The following is a 16,548-nucleotide window of genomic DNA, read 5'->3' as shown; positions in this document are numbered from 1 at the left end:
CGCGGCACAGCGCAAAGACACAATGAGGCACCGGCATTGGACCTGATCGAGACGATTTTCGAGCTGATCGACATGCGCAGCTTCAGCAACCTGTGGTTCTGGATCGTACTGGCGGTGCTGTGGTCCTCGACCAGCCACTGGGTGCTGGGCGTGCCGTGGGACATGGTACAGCGGGCCAGGCGCGGCGACGAGCAGGGCGTGGTGGACCTGCACGACATGGTGCGCATCAACTGCAACCGCATCCTTTACATCGCGCGGGAAACCGGCCTGCTGCTTGCGGGGTTCGTGTGTTTCGTGCTGACCACGCTGTGCCTTCTGGGGTTCGTTTACGGAAACGAATTCAGCCAGGCTCTGTTCCTGCTGGGCTTTCCGATGACGCTGGTGGCGGTTTTGTCGATCTTTACCGCGCACCGCATCACCCGCGACGCTCTGGTGGGCGAGGCGCTCTACAAGCGGATGCACTACCACCGCATCGGGACGCAATTCGTCGGCATCCTGTCGATCCTGGTGACCGCGATGTGGGGGATGCTGGTCAACATGTCGACCGGCGTGCTGGGCTGAGGGGCGGGGCATGGCCGACACCCCCCGTATCGCCGTGGGCGGCGCGCCCGAAGGGTTCGACGCCAAGCTGATCCTGGACGAGGCCGCCCGCGCGGAGGGTCCCGTGATCCATGTGGCGCGCGACGACAAGCGCATGGCGGCGATGGAAGAGGCGCTGCGCTTTTTCGCGCCGGAGATGCCGGTGATCCGCTTTCCCGGCTGGGATTGCCTGCCTTATGACCGGGTGTCGCCCAATGCCGATATCTCGGCCACGCGCATGGCCACGCTGGCGGGGCTGGTGCATGGCGGGCCGTCGCGGTTCATCCTGCTGACCACGCTGAATGCGGCGACGCAGCGTGTGCCCGCCCGCGACGTGCTGCGCGAGGCCGCGTTCTCGGCGCAGGTGGATTACCAGATTGACGAAGACGCGCTGAAATCCTTCCTCGTGCGGATGGGCTTTACGCAGGCGCCCACGGTCATGGAGCCGGGGGATTATGCCGTGCGCGGGGGCATCATCGACATCTATCCGCCGGGCGAGAGCGGGCCGGTGCGGCTGGACCTCTTTGGCGATGTGCTGGACGGCGTGCGGCGGTTCGACCCGGCGACGCAGCGCACCACCGAAAAGCTGGACCGGATCGAGCTGGCGCCGGTCAGCGAGGTCATTCTGGATGACGCGGCGATCACGCGGTTCCGGCAGAATTACCGGATCGAGTTCGGTGCGGCGGGCAGCGATGACCCGCTGTACGAGGCCGTCAGCGCCGGGCGCAAGCAGGCGGGGATGGAGCATTGGCTGCCGCTGTTTCACGAGCGGCTGGAGACGCTCTTCGACTATATCCCCGGCGCGCCGGTCAGCCTGGATGACCAGGTCGAGGCGGCGCGCGAGGCGCGGTGGGTGTCCATCGCCGACCAGTATGACGCCCGCAAGCACGCCATGAGCCAGAAGGGCCGCGAGGACAGCGTCTACAAGCCCATCGCGCCCGATCTGCTGTATCTCGACAACGACGCGTGGAGCGCCGCGTTGGGCGACCGCCGCGTGCTGGCCCTGTCGCCCTTGCCGCAGGCGCCGGGGCCGGGTGTGATCGACGCGGGCGGGCGGATCGGACGCAACTTCGCGCCCGAGCGACAGCAGGAAAAGATAAACCTTTTCAGCGTCCTGAAAGACCATATTGATGCACGCATGGCCGAAGGGCCGGTGCTGGTCGCGTCCTATTCCGACGGCGCGCGGGAGCGGCTGGAAGGGCTGTTGGAGGATGAGGGCCTCTTGGGCGCGGTGACGGTCAAGAATGCCGGGGCCATTGGCAAGCGAGGCCTGCATCTGGCGGTCTGGGGGCTGGAGCATGGCTTTACCGCGCCGGGCCTGACCGTGATCGCCGAGCAGGATATCCTGGGCGACCGCCTGATCCGCTCCCCCAAGAAACGCCGGCGGGCCGAGAATTTTCTGACCGAGGCGCAAAGCCTGTCGCCCGGCGACCTGGTGGTGCATGTCGATCACGGCATTGGGCGCTACAAGGGGCTGGAAGTGGTCACGGCGGCGGGCGCGGCGCATGAATGCTTGCTGCTGGAATATGCCGAAGAGTCAAAGCTTTACCTGCCGGTCGAGAATATCGAACTGCTGAGCCGGTATGGCCATGAAGAGGGCCTGCTGGACCGGCTGGGCGGCGGCGCGTGGCAGGCCAAGAAGGCCAAGCTGAAGGAACGCATCCGCGAGATGGCCGACCGCCTGATCCGGATCGCCGCCGAGCGCGCGCTGCGCAAGGCGCCGGTGCTGGAACCCGAGCATCACGCGTGGGAGGCGTTCTCGGCCCGGTTCCCGTACCAGGAGACGGACGACCAGCTGCGCGCCATCGAGGATGTCGTGGCCGATCTGGACAGCGGCACGCCGATGGACCGGCTGATCTGCGGCGACGTCGGTTTCGGCAAGACCGAGGTGGCGATGCGCGCGGCCTTTATCGCCGCCATGTCCGGGATGCAGGTGGCGGTGATCGCGCCGACGACCCTGCTGGCGCGGCAGCATTACCAGAGCTTTGCCGAACGGTTCAGGGGCTTCCCGGTAACGGTGGCGCCATTGTCGCGCTTCGTGTCCTCAAGCCAGGCCACCAAGACCCGCGCGGGGCTGGCCGATGGCACGGTGGATATCGTGGTGGGCACGCACGCATTGCTGGCCAAGAACATCCGGTTCAAGAACCTTGGTCTGCTGGTGATCGACGAGGAGCAGCGGTTCGGCGTGACCCACAAGGAGCGGCTGAAATCCCTGCGCTCGGAAGTGCATGTGCTGACCCTGACGGCGACGCCGATCCCACGAACTTTGCAGTTGAGCCTGTCGGGCGTGCGGGACCTGAGCATCATCGGCACGCCGCCCATCGACCGCCTGTCGATCCGCACCTATGTCAGCGAGTTCGACACGGTGACGATCCGCGAGGCGCTGTTGCGCGAGCATTATCGCGGCGGGCAGAGCTTTTACGTGGTGCCGCGGATCAGCGACATCGCCGAAATCGAGGCGTTCCTGCGCGAACAGGTGCCGGAGGTCAGTTTCGTCGTGGCGCATGGCCAGATGGCGGCCAAGGAACTCGACGAGCGGATGAACGCCTTCTACGACGGCAAATACGATGTGCTCTTGGCGACGACAATCGTGGAATCGGGCCTCGATATTCCCACCGCCAACACCATGGTCGTGCACCGCGCCGACATGTTCGGCCTGTCGCAGCTTTACCAGATCCGGGGGCGCGTGGGCCGGGCCAAGACGCGGGCCTATGCGTATCTGACGACGAAGCCCCGGATGCGCCTGACGCCCTCGGCCGAAAAGCGGCTGCGGGTGCTGGGCAGTCTGGATCAGCTGGGGGCGGGGTTCACGCTGGCCAGCCAGGACCTCGATATTCGCGGGGCGGGCAACCTTCTTGGCGAGGAACAGTCGGGCCAGATGCGCGACGTGGGGTACGAACTGTACCAGTCGATGCTGGAAGAGGCGATTGCCAAGATCAAGTCGGGGCAGATGGAGGGGCTGAGCGAGGCGGACGAGCAATGGGCGCCGCAGATCAACCTGGGTGTGCCGGTGCTGATCCCCGAGGAGTATGTGCCCGACCTGGACGTGCGCTTGGGATTGTACCGCCGTCTCAGTGGTTTGGCGACCAAAGTTGAACTGGAAGGTTTCGCCGCCGAGCTGATCGACCGCTTCGGCAAGCTGCCCCGCGAGGTCAACACGCTGATGCTGGTGGTGCGGATCAAGGCGATGTGCAAGCGCGCCGGGATCGCCAAGCTGGATGGCGGGCCGAGGGGCGCGACGATCCAGTTCCACAACGACAAGTTTTCCAACCCGCAGGGGCTGGTCGATTTCATCAAGGACCAGAAGGGGCTGGCCAAGGTCAAGGACAACAAGATCGTGGTCAAGCGCAGCTGGAAATCCGATGCCGACAAGATCAAGGGGGCGTTTGCGATAGCGCGAGATCTGGCGGAGAAGGTGAAGGAAGGCAAGAAGGGGTGAGGAGCCGTGCGATTGCCAGACCGCGGGCTGGCGATCGCGCGGCGGCGCGCAAAGCGCGCCTTGGTTCCGCGCGCGGCGCTCAGGCCGAGCGTTTCAATTCCGCCACCAGCTTTTCATACTGCGCCTTGGTCAGTTCGTCCGTGTCGGTATAAGGTTTCGAGGCCAGGAAACTGCGCTCGAACAGGGTGTCGTAAGTCAGGCGCGGCCCCAGCGCGTGCTTGCCGGCGCCGTCCTCGCCCAGACCCTCGCCATGGTGCCGCGCCACCGACAGGGCGTTCTGCATCCAGTTGAGGCAGTTGATCGCCGTGAAAGGATCGTTGACGCCCGGCGACAGTGCGCGGGCCAGCACCTCGACCAGTTCGTCGACCAGGAAGAGCACGTTCTGGTGCTCGGTCTTGCTGGTGCCGAGCGCGTAGCAGTCGCGCAGCTCGGCGATATCGTCGTCCGACAGCGCCTCGTGTGACCAGACCGACATCACGTGCGTGAAGGAGCTGACGAAATCGCCCGGCTGCTGTTCGATCCGCAGGAGCCAGTCGTCTCGGTCGGTCAGCTTTTCGACCTGCTGGTAGTTCAGCGTGCGGATATATCCGGCGGCGTTCAGGGTGATCCGGTGATCGGGGTCGCGGTCGGGATAAGAGACCTCGCGGCGCTTGTCGCGGGCGTCCTCGGCGTCAATGATCGCCTTGATCTCGGTCTCCAGCCGCTGGCCCAGGCCGGCGGTGATGTTGCCCACGTTGATCGTTTCGGGCACGTGGTGGACGAAATAGATCATGGTGAAGACCGCGATGATGCAGCCCAGCATGGCCAGCAGCATGGAATATTGCGGCACGAAGGCCTCGACCTCGGCCGTTTCGGAGGGGTCCTGCACGGCGCGCAGGATCAGAAGGGCATAGACGAATGTGGCGATCAGGATGCCGAGGCTGATCTGGTTGCCCCGGTTGCGCATGAAGTTCCCGATCAGGCGCGGCCCGTAGTTGCCGGCGGCGAAGGAGACCGCGACGATGGTCATGGAGAACATCACGCCGGTGACGCCGATTACTGACGTGGCGATGGTCGAGAGCGTGCTGCGCGCGCCCTCGACCTGGGTATTGATCAATGTTTCGGGGAACTGGAATGGCAATATGTCGGCATTGTGGTCGAGCCACTCCGACCCGTAGGCCAGAACGATCGCGAACAACACCATGTTGGCCGGAATGAACCAGTAGCTGGCGCGTATGTCCTGCGCCAGTTTGAGCAACAGCGCCCGTTTGTTCATTCAGTTCTTCCCTGGAGGTTGGACCCCGGGGCCTCGTTCACCCGATGCCGATGAAGGAAAGGATGGCAACGACGATGACGATAAGGCCGACGATATAGATGATGTTGTTCATGGGTCTTCTACTCCGGTTTGCCGGGCGGGCACAATTGGCGTGCCCGCTATGGCGTGCAGAGTGATAACTGCACCCGGAGCGGGAAAGTTCCCGAAGACGTGATCAAAGCGTGAGGATGGTCGACCCGGTGGTTTCCCGCGCTTCCAGTGCGCGATGCGCCTCGGCGATCTCCTCGAGCTTCCAGGTCTGGCCGATATTCACCTTCACGTCGCCCGACTGCACCTTTTCGAACAGGTGGCGCGCCATTTCCTGGCAGCGTTCGTGATCGGCGAGGAAGGTGAAAAGCGTCGTGCGCGTCAGCTTCAGCGAGCCTTTCTGCGCCAGGGTCAGCAGGCTGACGGGCTCGACCGGGCCCGAGGCGTTGCCGAAGGACATCATCATGCCCAAGGGCTTCAGGCAGTCGAGCGAGCGGTCGAACGTGTCCTTGCCGACGCCGTCCATCACCACGTCGACGCCCTTATCGTCGGTCAGTTTCTTGACCTCGGCCACGAAATCCTCGCTGCGGTAGTTGATGCAGGCGCTGGCACCATTATCGACCGCCATCTTGCATTTCTCGTCCGTCCCGGCGGTGCCAATGAGGGTGATGCCCTCGGACCGGGCCCATTGGCAGGCCAGCAGGCCGACACCGCCCGCGGCGGCGTGGAATAGCACCGTGTCGCCCTTTTTCAGCGGCCAGACCCGGTGAAAGAGGTATTCCACCGTCATGCCCTGCAGCATGATCGAGGCGGCATCCTCGAACGGGATGTCGTCGGGCAGGGGGCAGACCTGCGACGCGGGCATCACGCGCGCCTCGGAATAGGCGCCGGGCGGGGTGGCGGCATAGGCGGCCTTCTGGCCCGCTTGCAGGTGGGTGACGCCGTCGCCCACCGCCTCGACGATGCCCGCGGCCTCCATCCCCAGGGCATGGGGCAGCTCCAGCGGGTAAAGCCCGGTGCGCTGGTAGACGTCGATGAAATTCAGCCCGCAGGCGACGTGCGCGATGCGCACCTCGCCGGGGCCAGGCTCGCCCACCTCGCGGTCGACCAGCTTGAGGGTGTCCGGACCGCCGAACTCTTCGATGATGATGGTGCGTGCCATTGTGGTGTCTCCCTGCTTTGGTTCTCGTGCGCGGCTGTCACGGGCTACGCCGCGCGGGGTCTGACGGGCATCTAGCCCGCGTGACGGGGATCGCCCGTGCGAAATGCAATCGCGGTCAGGTTTCGGGCGGATCCTTGGGGGCGGTATCCCCCGCGCCCTGCTTTTCCTGAAATTTCTTGACGCGGTTCAGCAGATGCGCGCGCGCCGCCATGTTGGCGCGGCGCACCCGCATCGAGGTCAGGAACGCCTCTTCGGCGGATTGGGACGTGGCGCCGAGGATGCCGACGATTTCGGAAATAACGCCGTCATCGCCCGAGGCGTCCACGTACTTGATGACCTTCAGCGCCAGTTCGTCGGCCAGATCCTCGGTCACGCCCATGAGCCGTTACCTCGTGGTCTCGGTGAGGCGGCGTTTGACGTAATCGCTGACGGTGCCGATCATCGTCTCCATATGCGGCTCTTCAAAGAAGTGGCCCGAGCCCTCGATCTGTTCGTGGGTGATGGTGATGCCCTGCTGTTCGTGCAGCTTGCCCACGAGGGCCTGAGTATCGGCGGGCGGCGCGACGCGGTCGGCGCTGCCGTTGATGATCAGGCCAGAGGACGGGCAGGGGGCCAGGAACGAGAAGTCGTACATGTTGGCGGGCGGCGAGACCGAGACAAAGCCGGTGATCTCGGGGCGGCGCATCAGAAGCTGCATCCCGATCCACGCGCCGAAGGAAAAGCCCGCGACCCAGCAATGTTTCGAGTTGGCGTTCATCGACTGCAGGTAGTCGAGCGCCGAGGCGGCATCGGAAAGCTCGCCCACGCCCTGGTCGTACTCGCCCTGGCTGCGACCCACGCCACGGAAGTTGAAGCGCAGGACGGTGAAGCCCAGCTTGTGGAACGCGTAGTGCAGGTTGTAGACCACCTTGTTGTTCATCGTGCCCCCGAACTGCGGGTGCGGGTGCAGGATGATGGCGATGGGCGCGTCGCGCTCTCGTTGCGGGTGGTAGCGGCCTTCCAGGCGGCCCTCGGGGCCGGGAAAGATGACCTCGGGCATGAGGATCCCCTTGCATTTCGGCGCCGGTCAATTCTTGACGGAATTGATCAAGCACCTTAGAACTATTCTAAACGACCGAATGGATTCTGCGGCTTCACGCGAGATAGGGGGTTGATCGGGCAAGGTCAATCATTTCCCCGCCCGCCAAACCGCTGATGCGCCGGTATTTTGCGGGGGAGAGCGATGAAACTCAGCACCAAGGGGCGTTACGCGATGGTCGCGCTGGTCGATATCGCGTTGCAGCAAAAGGACGGGTTGGTCACGCTGAGCGATATCTCGGCGCGGCAGAGCATCTCGCTGCCCTACCTGGAACAGCTCTTCGTCAAGCTGCGGCGGGCCGAACTGGTGAGTTCGGTGCGCGGGCCGGGCGGAGGCTACAAGCTGGCGCGGCCCGCGTCCGAGATCCGCGCGGTGGATATCCTGGCCGCGGTGGACGAGACCATTGATGCGATGCACAAGGGCGCGGGGGCCTCGGGAGCGACCAGCGGGTCGCGGGCGCAGAGCATGACCAACCGGCTGTGGGAAGGTCTGAGCGCGCAGGTCTACGTGTTCCTGCACCAGACCCGGCTGAGTGACATCGTGGGCAATTCGCTGGCGCCGTGTCCGGCCGTGCCGTCGCTGTTTGCCGTGGTGGACGAGGAATGAGGACGCCTGCGGCGACAGGTTTTGCGCCGCCTTCGGCGTCGCGGCAGGCGGGGGCTCTGCCCCCAACGTCGAAACGCTGTTTCGACGACCCCCGGGATATTTATGGCCAGAGGAAAAGGGGGGCTGTGTGAGCCGGGTCTACCTCGATTACAACGCGACGGCGCCTTTGCGGCCCGAGGCGCGGGAGGCGATGGTCGCGGCGATGGATGTGGTCGGCAACCCGTCCTCGGTGCATGGCGAGGGGCGGGCGGCCAAGGCTCTGGTGGAGCGAGCGCGGGGGCAGGTTGCGGCGGCCGTGGGCTGCACGCCGCAGGAGGTGGTGTTCACCTCTGGCGCGACCGAGGCGGCCAGTGTGCTGTCGGGGTTTGGCACCGTCGAGGTGCAGGCGACCGCGCATGACGCGCTTTGGGCGCATCAGGCGCCGGGTGAAGATGGGCCTGAGATTCGCGCCATGGGGCTGGCCAATTCCGAGACGGGGATCGTGACGCAGCCCGGGACCGGCGAGGGACTGCTGCTTCTGGATATCACGCAGGCGGTGGGCCGCCTGCCGTTTTCCTTTGCCTGGTCGGGGGCGGACATGGCCGTGATGTCGGCGCACAAGCTGGGCGGGCCCAAGGGCATTGGCGCACTGATCGTGAAACAGGGCGTGGACATTCTGGCGCTCAGCCTTGGCGGCGGGCAGGAGATGGGCCGCCGGTCGGGCACGGAGAACATCATCGGCATCGCAGGCTTCGGTGCGGCGGCGGAGGCTGCGCAGCGCGATCTGGCCGATGGCGCGTGGGACCGGGTGAAAAAACTTAGAAGGATTCTAGAAAACGCTATTGAGGAATCCGCCCCAGCGACTATTTTTGTCGGGAAATCCGAAGATCGGCTGCCGAACACGTCCTGCTTCATCACGCCCGGCTGGAAGGGTGAGACGCAGGTGATGGCGATGGACCTTGCGGGGTTTGCCATTTCGGCCGGCTCGGCCTGTTCCAGCGGCAAGGTCAAGGCAAGCCGCGTGCTGGCGGCGATGGGGTTCGACGAGGTTCAGGCGGCCAGCGCCGTCCGGGTCTCGCTGGGGCCCGACACGAGCGAAGACGACGTTGTGGCCTTTGCGCAAGCCTGGGCCAGGCAACACGAAAAATTCCGCGCCCGCGCGGCGTGAGAGATAAACCGAGGAGGTGGCCCAATGGCGGCACTGGATGAGACACAGGTCAAAGAAGGCGTCGACAAGGAGACCGTCGATGCGGTGCGCGACATCAGCACGTACAAATACGGCTGGAACACCGATATCGAGATGGATTACGCGCCCAAGGGCCTGACGGAAGACATCGTCAAGCTGATCTCGGAAAAGAACGAAGAGCCCGAGTGGATGACCGAGTGGCGGCTCGAGGCCTATGCTCGCTGGCTGCAGAAGAAAGAGCCGGACTGGGCCATGGTCGACTATCCCGAGATCGACTTTCAGAACCAGTATTACTATGCCCGCCCCAAGAGCATGGAGCAAAAGCCCAAATCGCTGGACGAGGTCGACCCCAAGCTGCTGGAGACCTACGAAAAGCTGGGCATCCCGCTGAAGGAACAGATGATCCTGGCCGGGGTCGAGGGCGCCGAGGAAGCGCCCGCCGAGGGCCGCAAGGTGGCCGTGGACGCGGTGTTCGACTCCGTGTCTGTCGGGACGACATTTCAGGCAGAGCTGAAGAAGGCGGGCGTGATCTTCTGCTCGATTTCCGAGGCGATCCGGGAGCATCCCGAGCTGGTGAAGAAATACCTCGGCAGCGTCGTTCCGGTGAACGACAACTTCTACGCGACGCTGAACTCCGCCGTGTTCTCGGACGGGTCATTCGTCTACGTGCCGCCGGGCGTGCGCTGCCCCATGGAGCTGAGCACCTATTTCCGCATCAACGCCGAGAACACCGGTCAGTTCGAGCGGACGCTGATCATCGCCGACAAGGGCTCTTACGTCAGCTATCTGGAAGGCTGCACCGCGCCGCAGCGTGATACGTCACAGCTGCACGCCGCGGTCGTCGAGATCGTCGTCGAGGAAGACGCCGAGGTGAAGTATTCGACCGTTCAGAACTGGTTCCCCGGCGACGAGAACGGCAAGGGCGGCATCTACAACTTCGTCACCAAGCGCGCCGATTGCCGGGGCGACCGGGCCAAGGTGATGTGGACGCAGGTGGAAACCGGCTCTGCCGTTACGTGGAAATATCCCAGCTGCATCCTGCGCGGCAACGAAAGCCAGGGCGAGTTCTATTCCATCGCCATCACCAACAACTGGCAGCAGGCCGACACCGGCACGAAGATGATCCATCTGGGCAAGAACACCAAGAGCCGGATCGTATCCAAGGGCATCAGCGCGGGGCACGCGCAGAACACCTATCGCGGGCTTGTCTCGATGCATCCCAAGGCCAAGGACAGCCGCAACTACACGCAATGCGACAGCCTGCTGATCGGCTCGGAATGCGGTGCGCACACGGTGCCTTACATCGAGGTCAAGAACAACTCGAGCCGGGTGGAGCACGAGGCGACCACGTCCAAGGTCGATGACGACCAGCTTTTCTATTGCCGTCAGCGCGGCATGGACGAGGAAGAGGCCGTGGCGCTGGTGGTGAACGGCTTCTGCAAGGACGTGCTTCAGGCCCTGCCGATGGAGTTCGCCATGGAGGCGCAGCAGCTTGTGGCGATTTCGCTGGAAGGGTCCGTGGGGTAACGACCGTAGCTTATGCGCAGACAGAGCCACATAGAACGTCATGCCCGGCAAGGGCAGACGTCGGAACAACTGGCGGAACGTAATTCGCTGCGCCGCCTGGTGTTTTATGCTGTGCTCGGCGGGGTCGCAGGCGGGCTGCTCACAGGTCTCGTTTTCCCGACCTGGCTATGGGTTGGCACGATCCTTGGAGGCGTTCTCGGTCTCGGTCTGGCTATCGCCATCGATGAGAAGTTGAAACGAGTGGACCAGATGCGCAGGTCCGAGCATGCCTCCGACATGGCGCAGGAACGCGAGCGCGCGCTTCAGGCTAAGATCCGGGCCGCAAGAGAAAACGGAGAATTCGAAAGGTGGGACGAGAAACCATGATCATCACGACCACGCAAAGCATCGAAGGGCGCAAGATCATCGACTATCGCGGCATCGTGGTGGGCGAGGCGATCATGGGGGCGAACGTCATCCGTGATTTCTTTGCGCAGGTTACCGATATCGTCGGCGGTCGCTCCGGCGCATATGAGTCGAAGTTGCAGGATGCCCGCGACACCGCCATGCGCGAGCTGGAAGAGCGCGCCAAGGCAATGGGAGCGACGGCCGTGGTCGGCGTCGATCTGGATTACGAAGTTGTGGCGGAGTCCATGCTGATGGTTTCGGCCAGCGGGACGGCGGTGGTGCTGGACTGACATGACCCCCACCGCCACCATATCGCGGCCCGAGCTGACCCTGCCGGAGGCCGAGGCGGAGGTGCTGCGCGCGGCCTACGCGGGTGCCGACGTGATCCTGGAATACGGATCTGGCGGATCGACCGTGATGGCGGGCGAGATGCCGGGCAAGCGGGTCTTTTCGGTGGAGAGCGACAAGGACTGGGCGCTGATGATGCGCGGCTGGTTCGACGAGAACGCGCCCGCCAAAGGCACCGAGGTGGATGTGATCTGGTCCGACATCGGCCCGACGAAAGAGTGGGGATATCCGACCGCCGCGGAGCAGTACATGCGCTATCCGCGCTATCCGCTGGAGGTCTGGGACCTGCCCGAGTTCCGCCAGCCCGACGTGGTGCTGGTAGATGGTCGGTTCCGCACGGGCTGCGCGCTGGCCACGGCGCTGCGCACCGAGCGGCCCGTGCAGCTGTTCGTCGACGACTACAAGCGGCGCAAGCAGTACCACGGGATCGAGAAATTCATTGGCGCCCCAAGGATGACGGGGCGCATGGCGGGGTTCGAGGTGGAACCGCTGACCCTGCCGCAAAGCGAGCTGTTGAACGTGATCGAGATGATGCTGCGCCCCTGAGGGGGCAGCGACAGGAAAAGGAGAGAAAGATGTTGGAGATCAAGGGCCTGAAGGTCGATCTTGAAGACGAGGACAAGACCATCCTGAAAGGTGTGGACCTGACCGTCGAGGCGGGCAAGGTGCACGCGATCATGGGGCCGAACGGCTCGGGCAAGTCGACGCTCAGCTATGTTCTGTCGGGTCGTGACGGCTATGAGGTCACCGGCGGCAGCGCCACGCTGGAAGGCGAGGACATCCTGGACATGGAGCCAGAAGAGCGCGCCGCGGCGGGGCTGTTCCTGGCGTTTCAATACCCGGTCGAGATTCCCGGCGTGGGCAACATGACCTTCATGCGCACCGCGCTCAACGCGCAGCGCAAGGCGCGCGGGCAGGACGAGATCAGCGCGGCGGATTTCCTCAAGCTGGTGCGCGAAAAGGCCGCCACGCTGGAGATCGACAACGACATGCTGAAACGTCCGGTCAACGTGGGCTTTTCGGGCGGTGAGAAAAAGCGCAACGAGATCCTGCAAATGGCCATTCTCGAGCCCAAGATGTGCATTCTCGACGAGACCGACTCGGGCCTCGACGTGGACGCGATGAAGCTGGTGTCGAAAGGCGTGAACGCGCTGCGCGAAGAAGGTCGTGGATTCCTGGTAATCACCCACTATCAGCGCCTGCTGGACCACATCAAACCCGACGTTGTGCACATCATGTCCGATGGCCGGATCGTGAAGACCGGCGGGCCGGAACTGGCGCTCGAGGTCGAGAAGAACGGGTATGCCGACATCAAGGCGGAGGTGGCGTAATGGCGTTACCCCAAGCGAAACAGGACGCCACCGAGGCGCGCCTTGCCGCGCTGAGCCTGCCCGACGCGTCGGGCTGGACGAAAGCGCCGCGCGAGGACGCGCTGGCGCGGCTGCGGGCCGCGGGACTGCCGCACGCGCGGGATGAATACTGGAAGTTCACACGCCCCGACACTCTGGTCGACGCCGAGGCGCCGAAGGCCGCCGTATTCGAGAGTGACGAGACCGAGGTGTTCGAGGATGTCGAGCGTCTGAAGATCGTGTTCCGCGACGGTGTGTTCGACGCTGACGCCAGCGACGACCTGAGCCTGGAAGGCGTGAAGATCGACCGTCTGGCCGAGGCCGGGCAGGCAGATATCCACTGGGCCAAGGACCTTTACGGCGCGCTGGAAACAAATGGCCAGACGCCCGTGGCACGCCCCCTGGCGACGCTGAACACGGCGGCCGCCACCGATGGCGTGCTGGTCCATGTCACGGGCAAGGCATCGAAGCCGATCAACCTGATTTATCACCACGAATCCGAGACTTCCGACGCGATCCTGCACCATGTCATCAAGCTGGATGCAGGTGCCGAACTGACCGTGCTGGAAAACGGCCCCGCCGCCGCGCGGTTCAACAAGGTGATGGAGGTCGACGTGGCCGACACCGCCGCGTTCAACCATGTCCGCACCCAGGGCCGCGACCACGAGCGCCGGGCCGTCACGCATATCTTCGCGCGGCTGGGGCAGGAAAGCGCCTTCAAATCCTTCACCATGACCGCCAATGGCGTGCTGACGCGCAACGAATGCGTGATCGAGCTGACCGGCGACGATGCCATCGCGCATGTCGCGGGCGCCTGCGTGGGCGACGGTGATTTCCACCATGACGACACGGTCTTTATCACCCATGACGCCGAGAATTGCGAAAGCCGGCAGGTGTTCAAGAAGGTGCTGCGCAACGGCGCTGTCGGCGTCTTTCAGGGCAAGATCCTCGTGAAGGCAGGCGCGCAGAAAACCGACGGCTACCAGATCAGCCAATCGCTGCTGCTGGATGGCGATAGCGAGTTTCTGGCCAAGCCGGAGCTGGAGATCTATGCCGACGACGTGGCTTGCTCGCACGGCTCGACCTCGGGCGCGATCGACGAGGAGGCGCTGTTCTACCTGCGCGCGCGCGGCGTGCCCAAGCCCATCGCGACCGACCTTCTGACGCTGGCCTTTCTGGCCGAGGCTGTGGAAGAGATCGAGGACGAGGGCCTGCGCGACGGGATCGTCGAACGCCTTGAAGGCTGGCTGGTGCGGCGGCGCGGCTGATGCCGGTCACCACCGATATCGTGGCCGCCTATCGCGGCCCGCGAACGGTGTTCCGTCGCCTGCTGGCGATGGGCGCGAACGAAGGGCGTGCGCTGGCCATCCTGATGGCCGGCTGCGCGATCTTCTTCATTTCCGAATGGCCGCGTCTGGCGCGCGAGGCGCATCTGACCGGGCAGGAGCTGAACCCGATGCTGGGCGGGGCTCTGCTGGGCTGGATCTTCATCGCGCCGCTGATCTTTTACGCCATCGGCACGATCACCCAGCTTGTGCTGCGCCTGATGGGCGGGCGCGCCACCGCCTATGCCACGCGGTTGGCGCTGTTCTGGGCATGGCTGGTGGCCAGCCCGATCAAGCTGTTGCACGGGCTGGTGGCCGGCTTCATCGGCCCCGGTCCGGGCCTGACGGCGGTGGGCGCGATATGGCTGCTGGCCTTTCTTTGGGTGTGGGTGTCAAACCTGCGCGAAGCCGGATGGGGGCAGGGATGACCGAAACCGCATTGAAACCCCTTTTTCTGACGACCGTGCGCAATCCGCGCGCGGGTGCGGGGCGGGTTCTTGGGATGAACCTGCCTCCGCAGGCGCTGTGGATCGCGCTGTCGCTGATTTCCGTCGTCACCTCGGGCGTGGTTGCCGCGCTGGTTCAGGCCGCGCCGATTCCCGAGGGTGAGATCGGCGTCCTGATCACGGCCTCGCCCGTCTACAGCTCGCCGCTGATCTTCGCGCTTATGCAATGGGGCAGGGCGGTTCTGTCGGTCTTCATGCTGTACTGGGTCGGACGTGGCCTTGGCGGGCGTGGCGGCATCCCCGAGGTTCTGGCGGTCGTGACCCTCTTGCAAGCCGTCAGCTTCATCCTGGTGGCCGGTTGCGTCCTTCTCGGGCTTGTCATCCCGTTTGTGTCGTCGCTGGGCCTTCTGGTCTTCATCGTCTGGTGGATGTGGGCCGTGTCCAACATGCTGGACGTGGCGCATGGGTTCGACAGCCCGCTCAAGGCCTTTGGCGTGATGGTGATTGCGATCTTCGGCGTCGTGGTGGGGCTGTCCATCATCATGGGCGTCATCGGCGGCCTTTTCGCCGCAACGACAGGAGCAGTTTGAGATGTACGATATCGAGGCGATCCGCCGCGACTTTCCTATCCTGTCGCGCGAGGTGAACGGCAAGCCGCTGGTCTATCTCGACAACGGCGCCAGCGCGCAGAAACCGCAGGTGGTGATCGACGCGATCACCACGGCCTATAGCCATGAATACGCCAATGTTCATCGTGGTCTGCATTACCTTTCCAACCTTGCGACCGAGAAATATGAAGGCGTGCGCGGTATCATCGCGCGGTTCCTGGGCGTGGCGGACGAGGACCAGATCGTGCTGAATTCCGGCACCACCGAGGGGATCAACATGGTCGCCTATGGCTGGGCGATGCCGCGGATGGAGGCGGGTGACGAGATCGTCCTGTCGGTGATGGAGCATCACGCCAACATCGTGCCTTGGCATTTCTTGCGGGAGCGGCAGGGCGTGGCGCTGAAATGGGTGGATATCGACAGCACCGGTGCGCTGGACCCGCAAAAGGTGATCGACGCGATCGGGCCGAAGACCAAGCTGGTGGCGCTCACGCATTTGTCCAACGTTCTGGGCACCAAGGTCGATGTCAAGGCGATCACAGAGGCCGCCCACGCGCAGGGCGTGCCCGTGCTGGTCGACGGAAGCCAGGCGGCGGTGCACATGCCGGTGAACCTGGATGAGCTGGGCGTTGATTTCTATGCCATCACCGGCCACAAGCTTTATGGACCCTCGGGCTCCGGCGCGATTTTCGTGAAGAAAGAGCGGCTGGCCGAGATGCGCCCGTTCATGGGCGGCGGCGACATGATCCGCGAGGTTTCCAAGGACGAAGTGACCTATGCCGACCCGCCGATGAAGTTCGAGGCCGGCACGCCCGGCATCGTGCAGACGATCGGCTTGGGCGTGGCGCTGGAATACATGATGGGGCTGGGGATGGAGAATATCGCGGCCTACGAGGACCGGCTGCGCGACTATGCCGTAAGCAGGCTTGGCGGGCTGAACTGGTTGCAGGTGCAGGGACAGACGCCGGACAAGGCGGCGATTTTCTCGTTCACGCTGGACGGCGCGGCCCATGCGCATGACATCTCGACCATCCTCGACAAGAAGGGCGTGGCGGTGCGTGCAGGGCATCACTGTGCCGGGCCGCTGATGGATCATATCGGGCTGACGGCGACCTGCCGTGCCTCGTTCGGCCTTTACAACACCGAGGCCGAGGTGGACGCGCTGATCGACGCGCTGGAACTGGCGCACGAGCTTTTCGCCTGAGCCGTGACTTCCTTTTGAACCGACCCTCCCTTGGCGCCGACCC

17 protein-coding genes are annotated in these 16,548 nt (G+C 64.3%); 13 read left to right on the top strand and 4 right to left on the bottom strand.

Going from position 1 to position 16,548, the window contains the following annotated elements; all coding sequences use genetic code 11:
- Window positions 1-36: 36 nt before the first annotated feature.
- A complete protein-coding gene (locus XM53_RS01130) occupies window positions 37-561 on the top strand; it encodes a hypothetical protein (RefSeq protein WP_057789443.1) in 525 nt (174 codons plus the stop codon).
- 10 nt (window positions 562-571) lie between these two features.
- On the top strand, window positions 572-4,018 hold the full coding sequence (gene mfd / locus XM53_RS01125) for a transcription-repair coupling factor (protein WP_057789442.1): 3,447 nt from the start codon (window positions 572-574) through the stop codon (window positions 4,016-4,018).
- Between the two features lie 79 nt (window positions 4,019-4,097).
- Here mfd and XM53_RS01120 read toward each other — a convergent pair whose 3' ends face one another.
- The 4 genes from XM53_RS01120 to XM53_RS01105 form a co-directional block, all read right to left on the bottom strand.
- Window positions 4,098-5,273 carry a DUF2254 domain-containing protein gene (locus tag XM53_RS01120; protein ID WP_057789441.1) on the bottom strand — a complete coding sequence of 392 codons (1,176 nt, stop codon included), beginning with the start codon at window positions 5,271-5,273 and terminating at the stop codon, window positions 4,098-4,100.
- A 214-nt stretch (window positions 5,274-5,487) separates the two neighbouring features.
- Entirely contained in the window at window positions 5,488-6,462 is a 975-nt protein-coding gene (locus tag XM53_RS01115) for a quinone oxidoreductase family protein (protein ID WP_057789438.1), read from the bottom strand.
- A gap of 115 nt (window positions 6,463-6,577) precedes the next feature.
- A complete protein-coding gene (locus tag XM53_RS01110; RefSeq protein WP_057789436.1) occupies window positions 6,578-6,841 on the bottom strand; it encodes a hypothetical protein in 264 nt (87 codons plus the stop codon).
- 6 nt (window positions 6,842-6,847) lie between these two features.
- Window positions 6,848-7,501: an alpha/beta hydrolase gene (locus tag XM53_RS01105; protein WP_057789434.1), complete on the bottom strand. Its 654-nt coding sequence runs from the start codon at window positions 7,499-7,501 to the stop codon at window positions 6,848-6,850.
- 183 nt (window positions 7,502-7,684) lie between these two features.
- Between XM53_RS01105 and iscR the strand changes: the two genes are divergently transcribed.
- From iscR to XM53_RS01050, 11 genes are all read left to right on the top strand, one after another.
- Window positions 7,685-8,146 (top strand): Fe-S cluster assembly transcriptional regulator IscR, encoded by a 462-nt coding sequence (gene iscR, locus XM53_RS01100; protein ID WP_057789432.1) that lies wholly within the window; start codon window positions 7,685-7,687, stop codon window positions 8,144-8,146.
- 127 nt (window positions 8,147-8,273) lie between these two features.
- On the top strand, window positions 8,274-9,293 hold the full coding sequence (locus tag XM53_RS01095; protein ID WP_057789429.1) for a cysteine desulfurase family protein: 1,020 nt from the start codon (window positions 8,274-8,276) through the stop codon (window positions 9,291-9,293).
- 24 nt (window positions 9,294-9,317) lie between these two features.
- Complete coding sequence (gene sufB, locus XM53_RS01090; protein WP_057789427.1) at window positions 9,318-10,838, top strand: Fe-S cluster assembly protein SufB; 1,521 nt, start codon at window positions 9,318-9,320, stop codon at window positions 10,836-10,838.
- Between the two features lie 12 nt (window positions 10,839-10,850).
- A complete protein-coding gene (locus XM53_RS01085; protein ID WP_057789425.1) occupies window positions 10,851-11,204 on the top strand; it encodes a hypothetical protein in 354 nt (117 codons plus the stop codon).
- A complete protein-coding gene (locus XM53_RS01080) occupies window positions 11,201-11,515 on the top strand; it encodes a heavy metal-binding domain-containing protein (RefSeq protein ID WP_057789423.1) in 315 nt (104 codons plus the stop codon). The genes XM53_RS01085 and XM53_RS01080 overlap by 4 nt, the downstream gene beginning before the upstream one ends.
- A gap of 1 nt (window position 11,516) precedes the next feature.
- Window positions 11,517-12,119: a hypothetical protein gene (locus XM53_RS01075; RefSeq protein WP_057789420.1), complete on the top strand. Its 603-nt coding sequence runs from the start codon at window positions 11,517-11,519 to the stop codon at window positions 12,117-12,119.
- A gap of 29 nt (window positions 12,120-12,148) precedes the next feature.
- The gene (sufC, locus tag XM53_RS01070) at window positions 12,149-12,904 is read left to right on the top strand and encodes a Fe-S cluster assembly ATPase SufC (RefSeq protein WP_057789418.1); all 756 of its coding nucleotides are present in this window, start codon (window positions 12,149-12,151) and stop codon (window positions 12,902-12,904) included.
- On the top strand, window positions 12,904-14,190 hold the full coding sequence (gene sufD, locus XM53_RS01065; RefSeq protein WP_057789416.1) for a Fe-S cluster assembly protein SufD: 1,287 nt from the start codon (window positions 12,904-12,906) through the stop codon (window positions 14,188-14,190). Before sufC ends, sufD begins: the two co-directional genes overlap by 1 nt.
- Entirely contained in the window at window positions 14,190-14,675 is a 486-nt protein-coding gene (locus XM53_RS01060; protein WP_057789414.1) for a hypothetical protein, read from the top strand. Before sufD ends, XM53_RS01060 begins: the two co-directional genes overlap by 1 nt.
- Entirely contained in the window at window positions 14,672-15,283 is a 612-nt protein-coding gene (locus XM53_RS01055) for a YIP1 family protein (protein WP_057789413.1), read from the top strand. Before XM53_RS01060 ends, XM53_RS01055 begins: the two co-directional genes overlap by 4 nt.
- 1 nt (window position 15,284) lies before the next feature.
- Window positions 15,285-16,505, top strand: coding sequence for a cysteine desulfurase (locus XM53_RS01050; RefSeq protein WP_057789411.1), 1,221 nt, complete (start codon window positions 15,285-15,287; stop codon window positions 16,503-16,505).
- Window positions 16,506-16,548 lie beyond the last annotated feature (43 nt).

Origin of the sequence: Roseovarius atlanticus (assembly GCF_001441615.1) — a bacterium.
GTDB classification, from domain to species: domain Bacteria; phylum Pseudomonadota; class Alphaproteobacteria; order Rhodobacterales; family Rhodobacteraceae; genus Roseovarius; species Roseovarius atlanticus.
Note: the sequence above shows the minus strand (reverse complement) of the source record. Positions and strands in the feature narration are given on the sequence as shown.

Excerpts from the sequence above, each read along its gene's own strand:
- sufD (WP_057789416.1), top strand. The coding sequence starts at position 12,904 with ATGGCGTTACCCCAAGCGAAACAGGACGCCACCGAGGCGCGCCTTGCC.
- XM53_RS01120 (WP_057789441.1), bottom strand. The coding sequence starts at position 5,273 with ATGAACAAACGGGCGCTGTTGCTCAAACTGGCGCAGGACATACGCGCC.
- XM53_RS01075 (WP_057789420.1), top strand. The coding sequence starts at position 11,517 with ATGACCCCCACCGCCACCATATCGCGGCCCGAGCTGACCCTGCCGGAG.
- XM53_RS01115 (WP_057789438.1), bottom strand. The coding sequence starts at position 6,462 with ATGGCACGCACCATCATCATCGAAGAGTTCGGCGGTCCGGACACCCTC.
- sufC (WP_057789418.1), top strand. The coding sequence starts at position 12,149 with ATGTTGGAGATCAAGGGCCTGAAGGTCGATCTTGAAGACGAGGACAAG.
- mfd (WP_057789442.1), top strand. The coding sequence starts at position 572 with ATGGCCGACACCCCCCGTATCGCCGTGGGCGGCGCGCCCGAAGGGTTC.
- XM53_RS01085 (WP_057789425.1), top strand. The coding sequence starts at position 10,851 with ATGCGCAGACAGAGCCACATAGAACGTCATGCCCGGCAAGGGCAGACG.
- XM53_RS01110 (WP_057789436.1), bottom strand. The coding sequence starts at position 6,841 with ATGGGCGTGACCGAGGATCTGGCCGACGAACTGGCGCTGAAGGTCATC.
- XM53_RS01050 (WP_057789411.1), top strand. The coding sequence starts at position 15,285 with ATGTACGATATCGAGGCGATCCGCCGCGACTTTCCTATCCTGTCGCGC.
- XM53_RS01080 (WP_057789423.1), top strand. The coding sequence starts at position 11,201 with ATGATCATCACGACCACGCAAAGCATCGAAGGGCGCAAGATCATCGAC.
- sufB (WP_057789427.1), top strand. The coding sequence starts at position 9,318 with ATGGCGGCACTGGATGAGACACAGGTCAAAGAAGGCGTCGACAAGGAG.
- iscR (WP_057789432.1), top strand. The coding sequence starts at position 7,685 with ATGAAACTCAGCACCAAGGGGCGTTACGCGATGGTCGCGCTGGTCGAT.
- XM53_RS01060 (WP_057789414.1), top strand. The coding sequence starts at position 14,190 with ATGCCGGTCACCACCGATATCGTGGCCGCCTATCGCGGCCCGCGAACG.
- XM53_RS01105 (WP_057789434.1), bottom strand. The coding sequence starts at position 7,501 with ATGCCCGAGGTCATCTTTCCCGGCCCCGAGGGCCGCCTGGAAGGCCGC.
- XM53_RS01055 (WP_057789413.1), top strand. The coding sequence starts at position 14,672 with ATGACCGAAACCGCATTGAAACCCCTTTTTCTGACGACCGTGCGCAAT.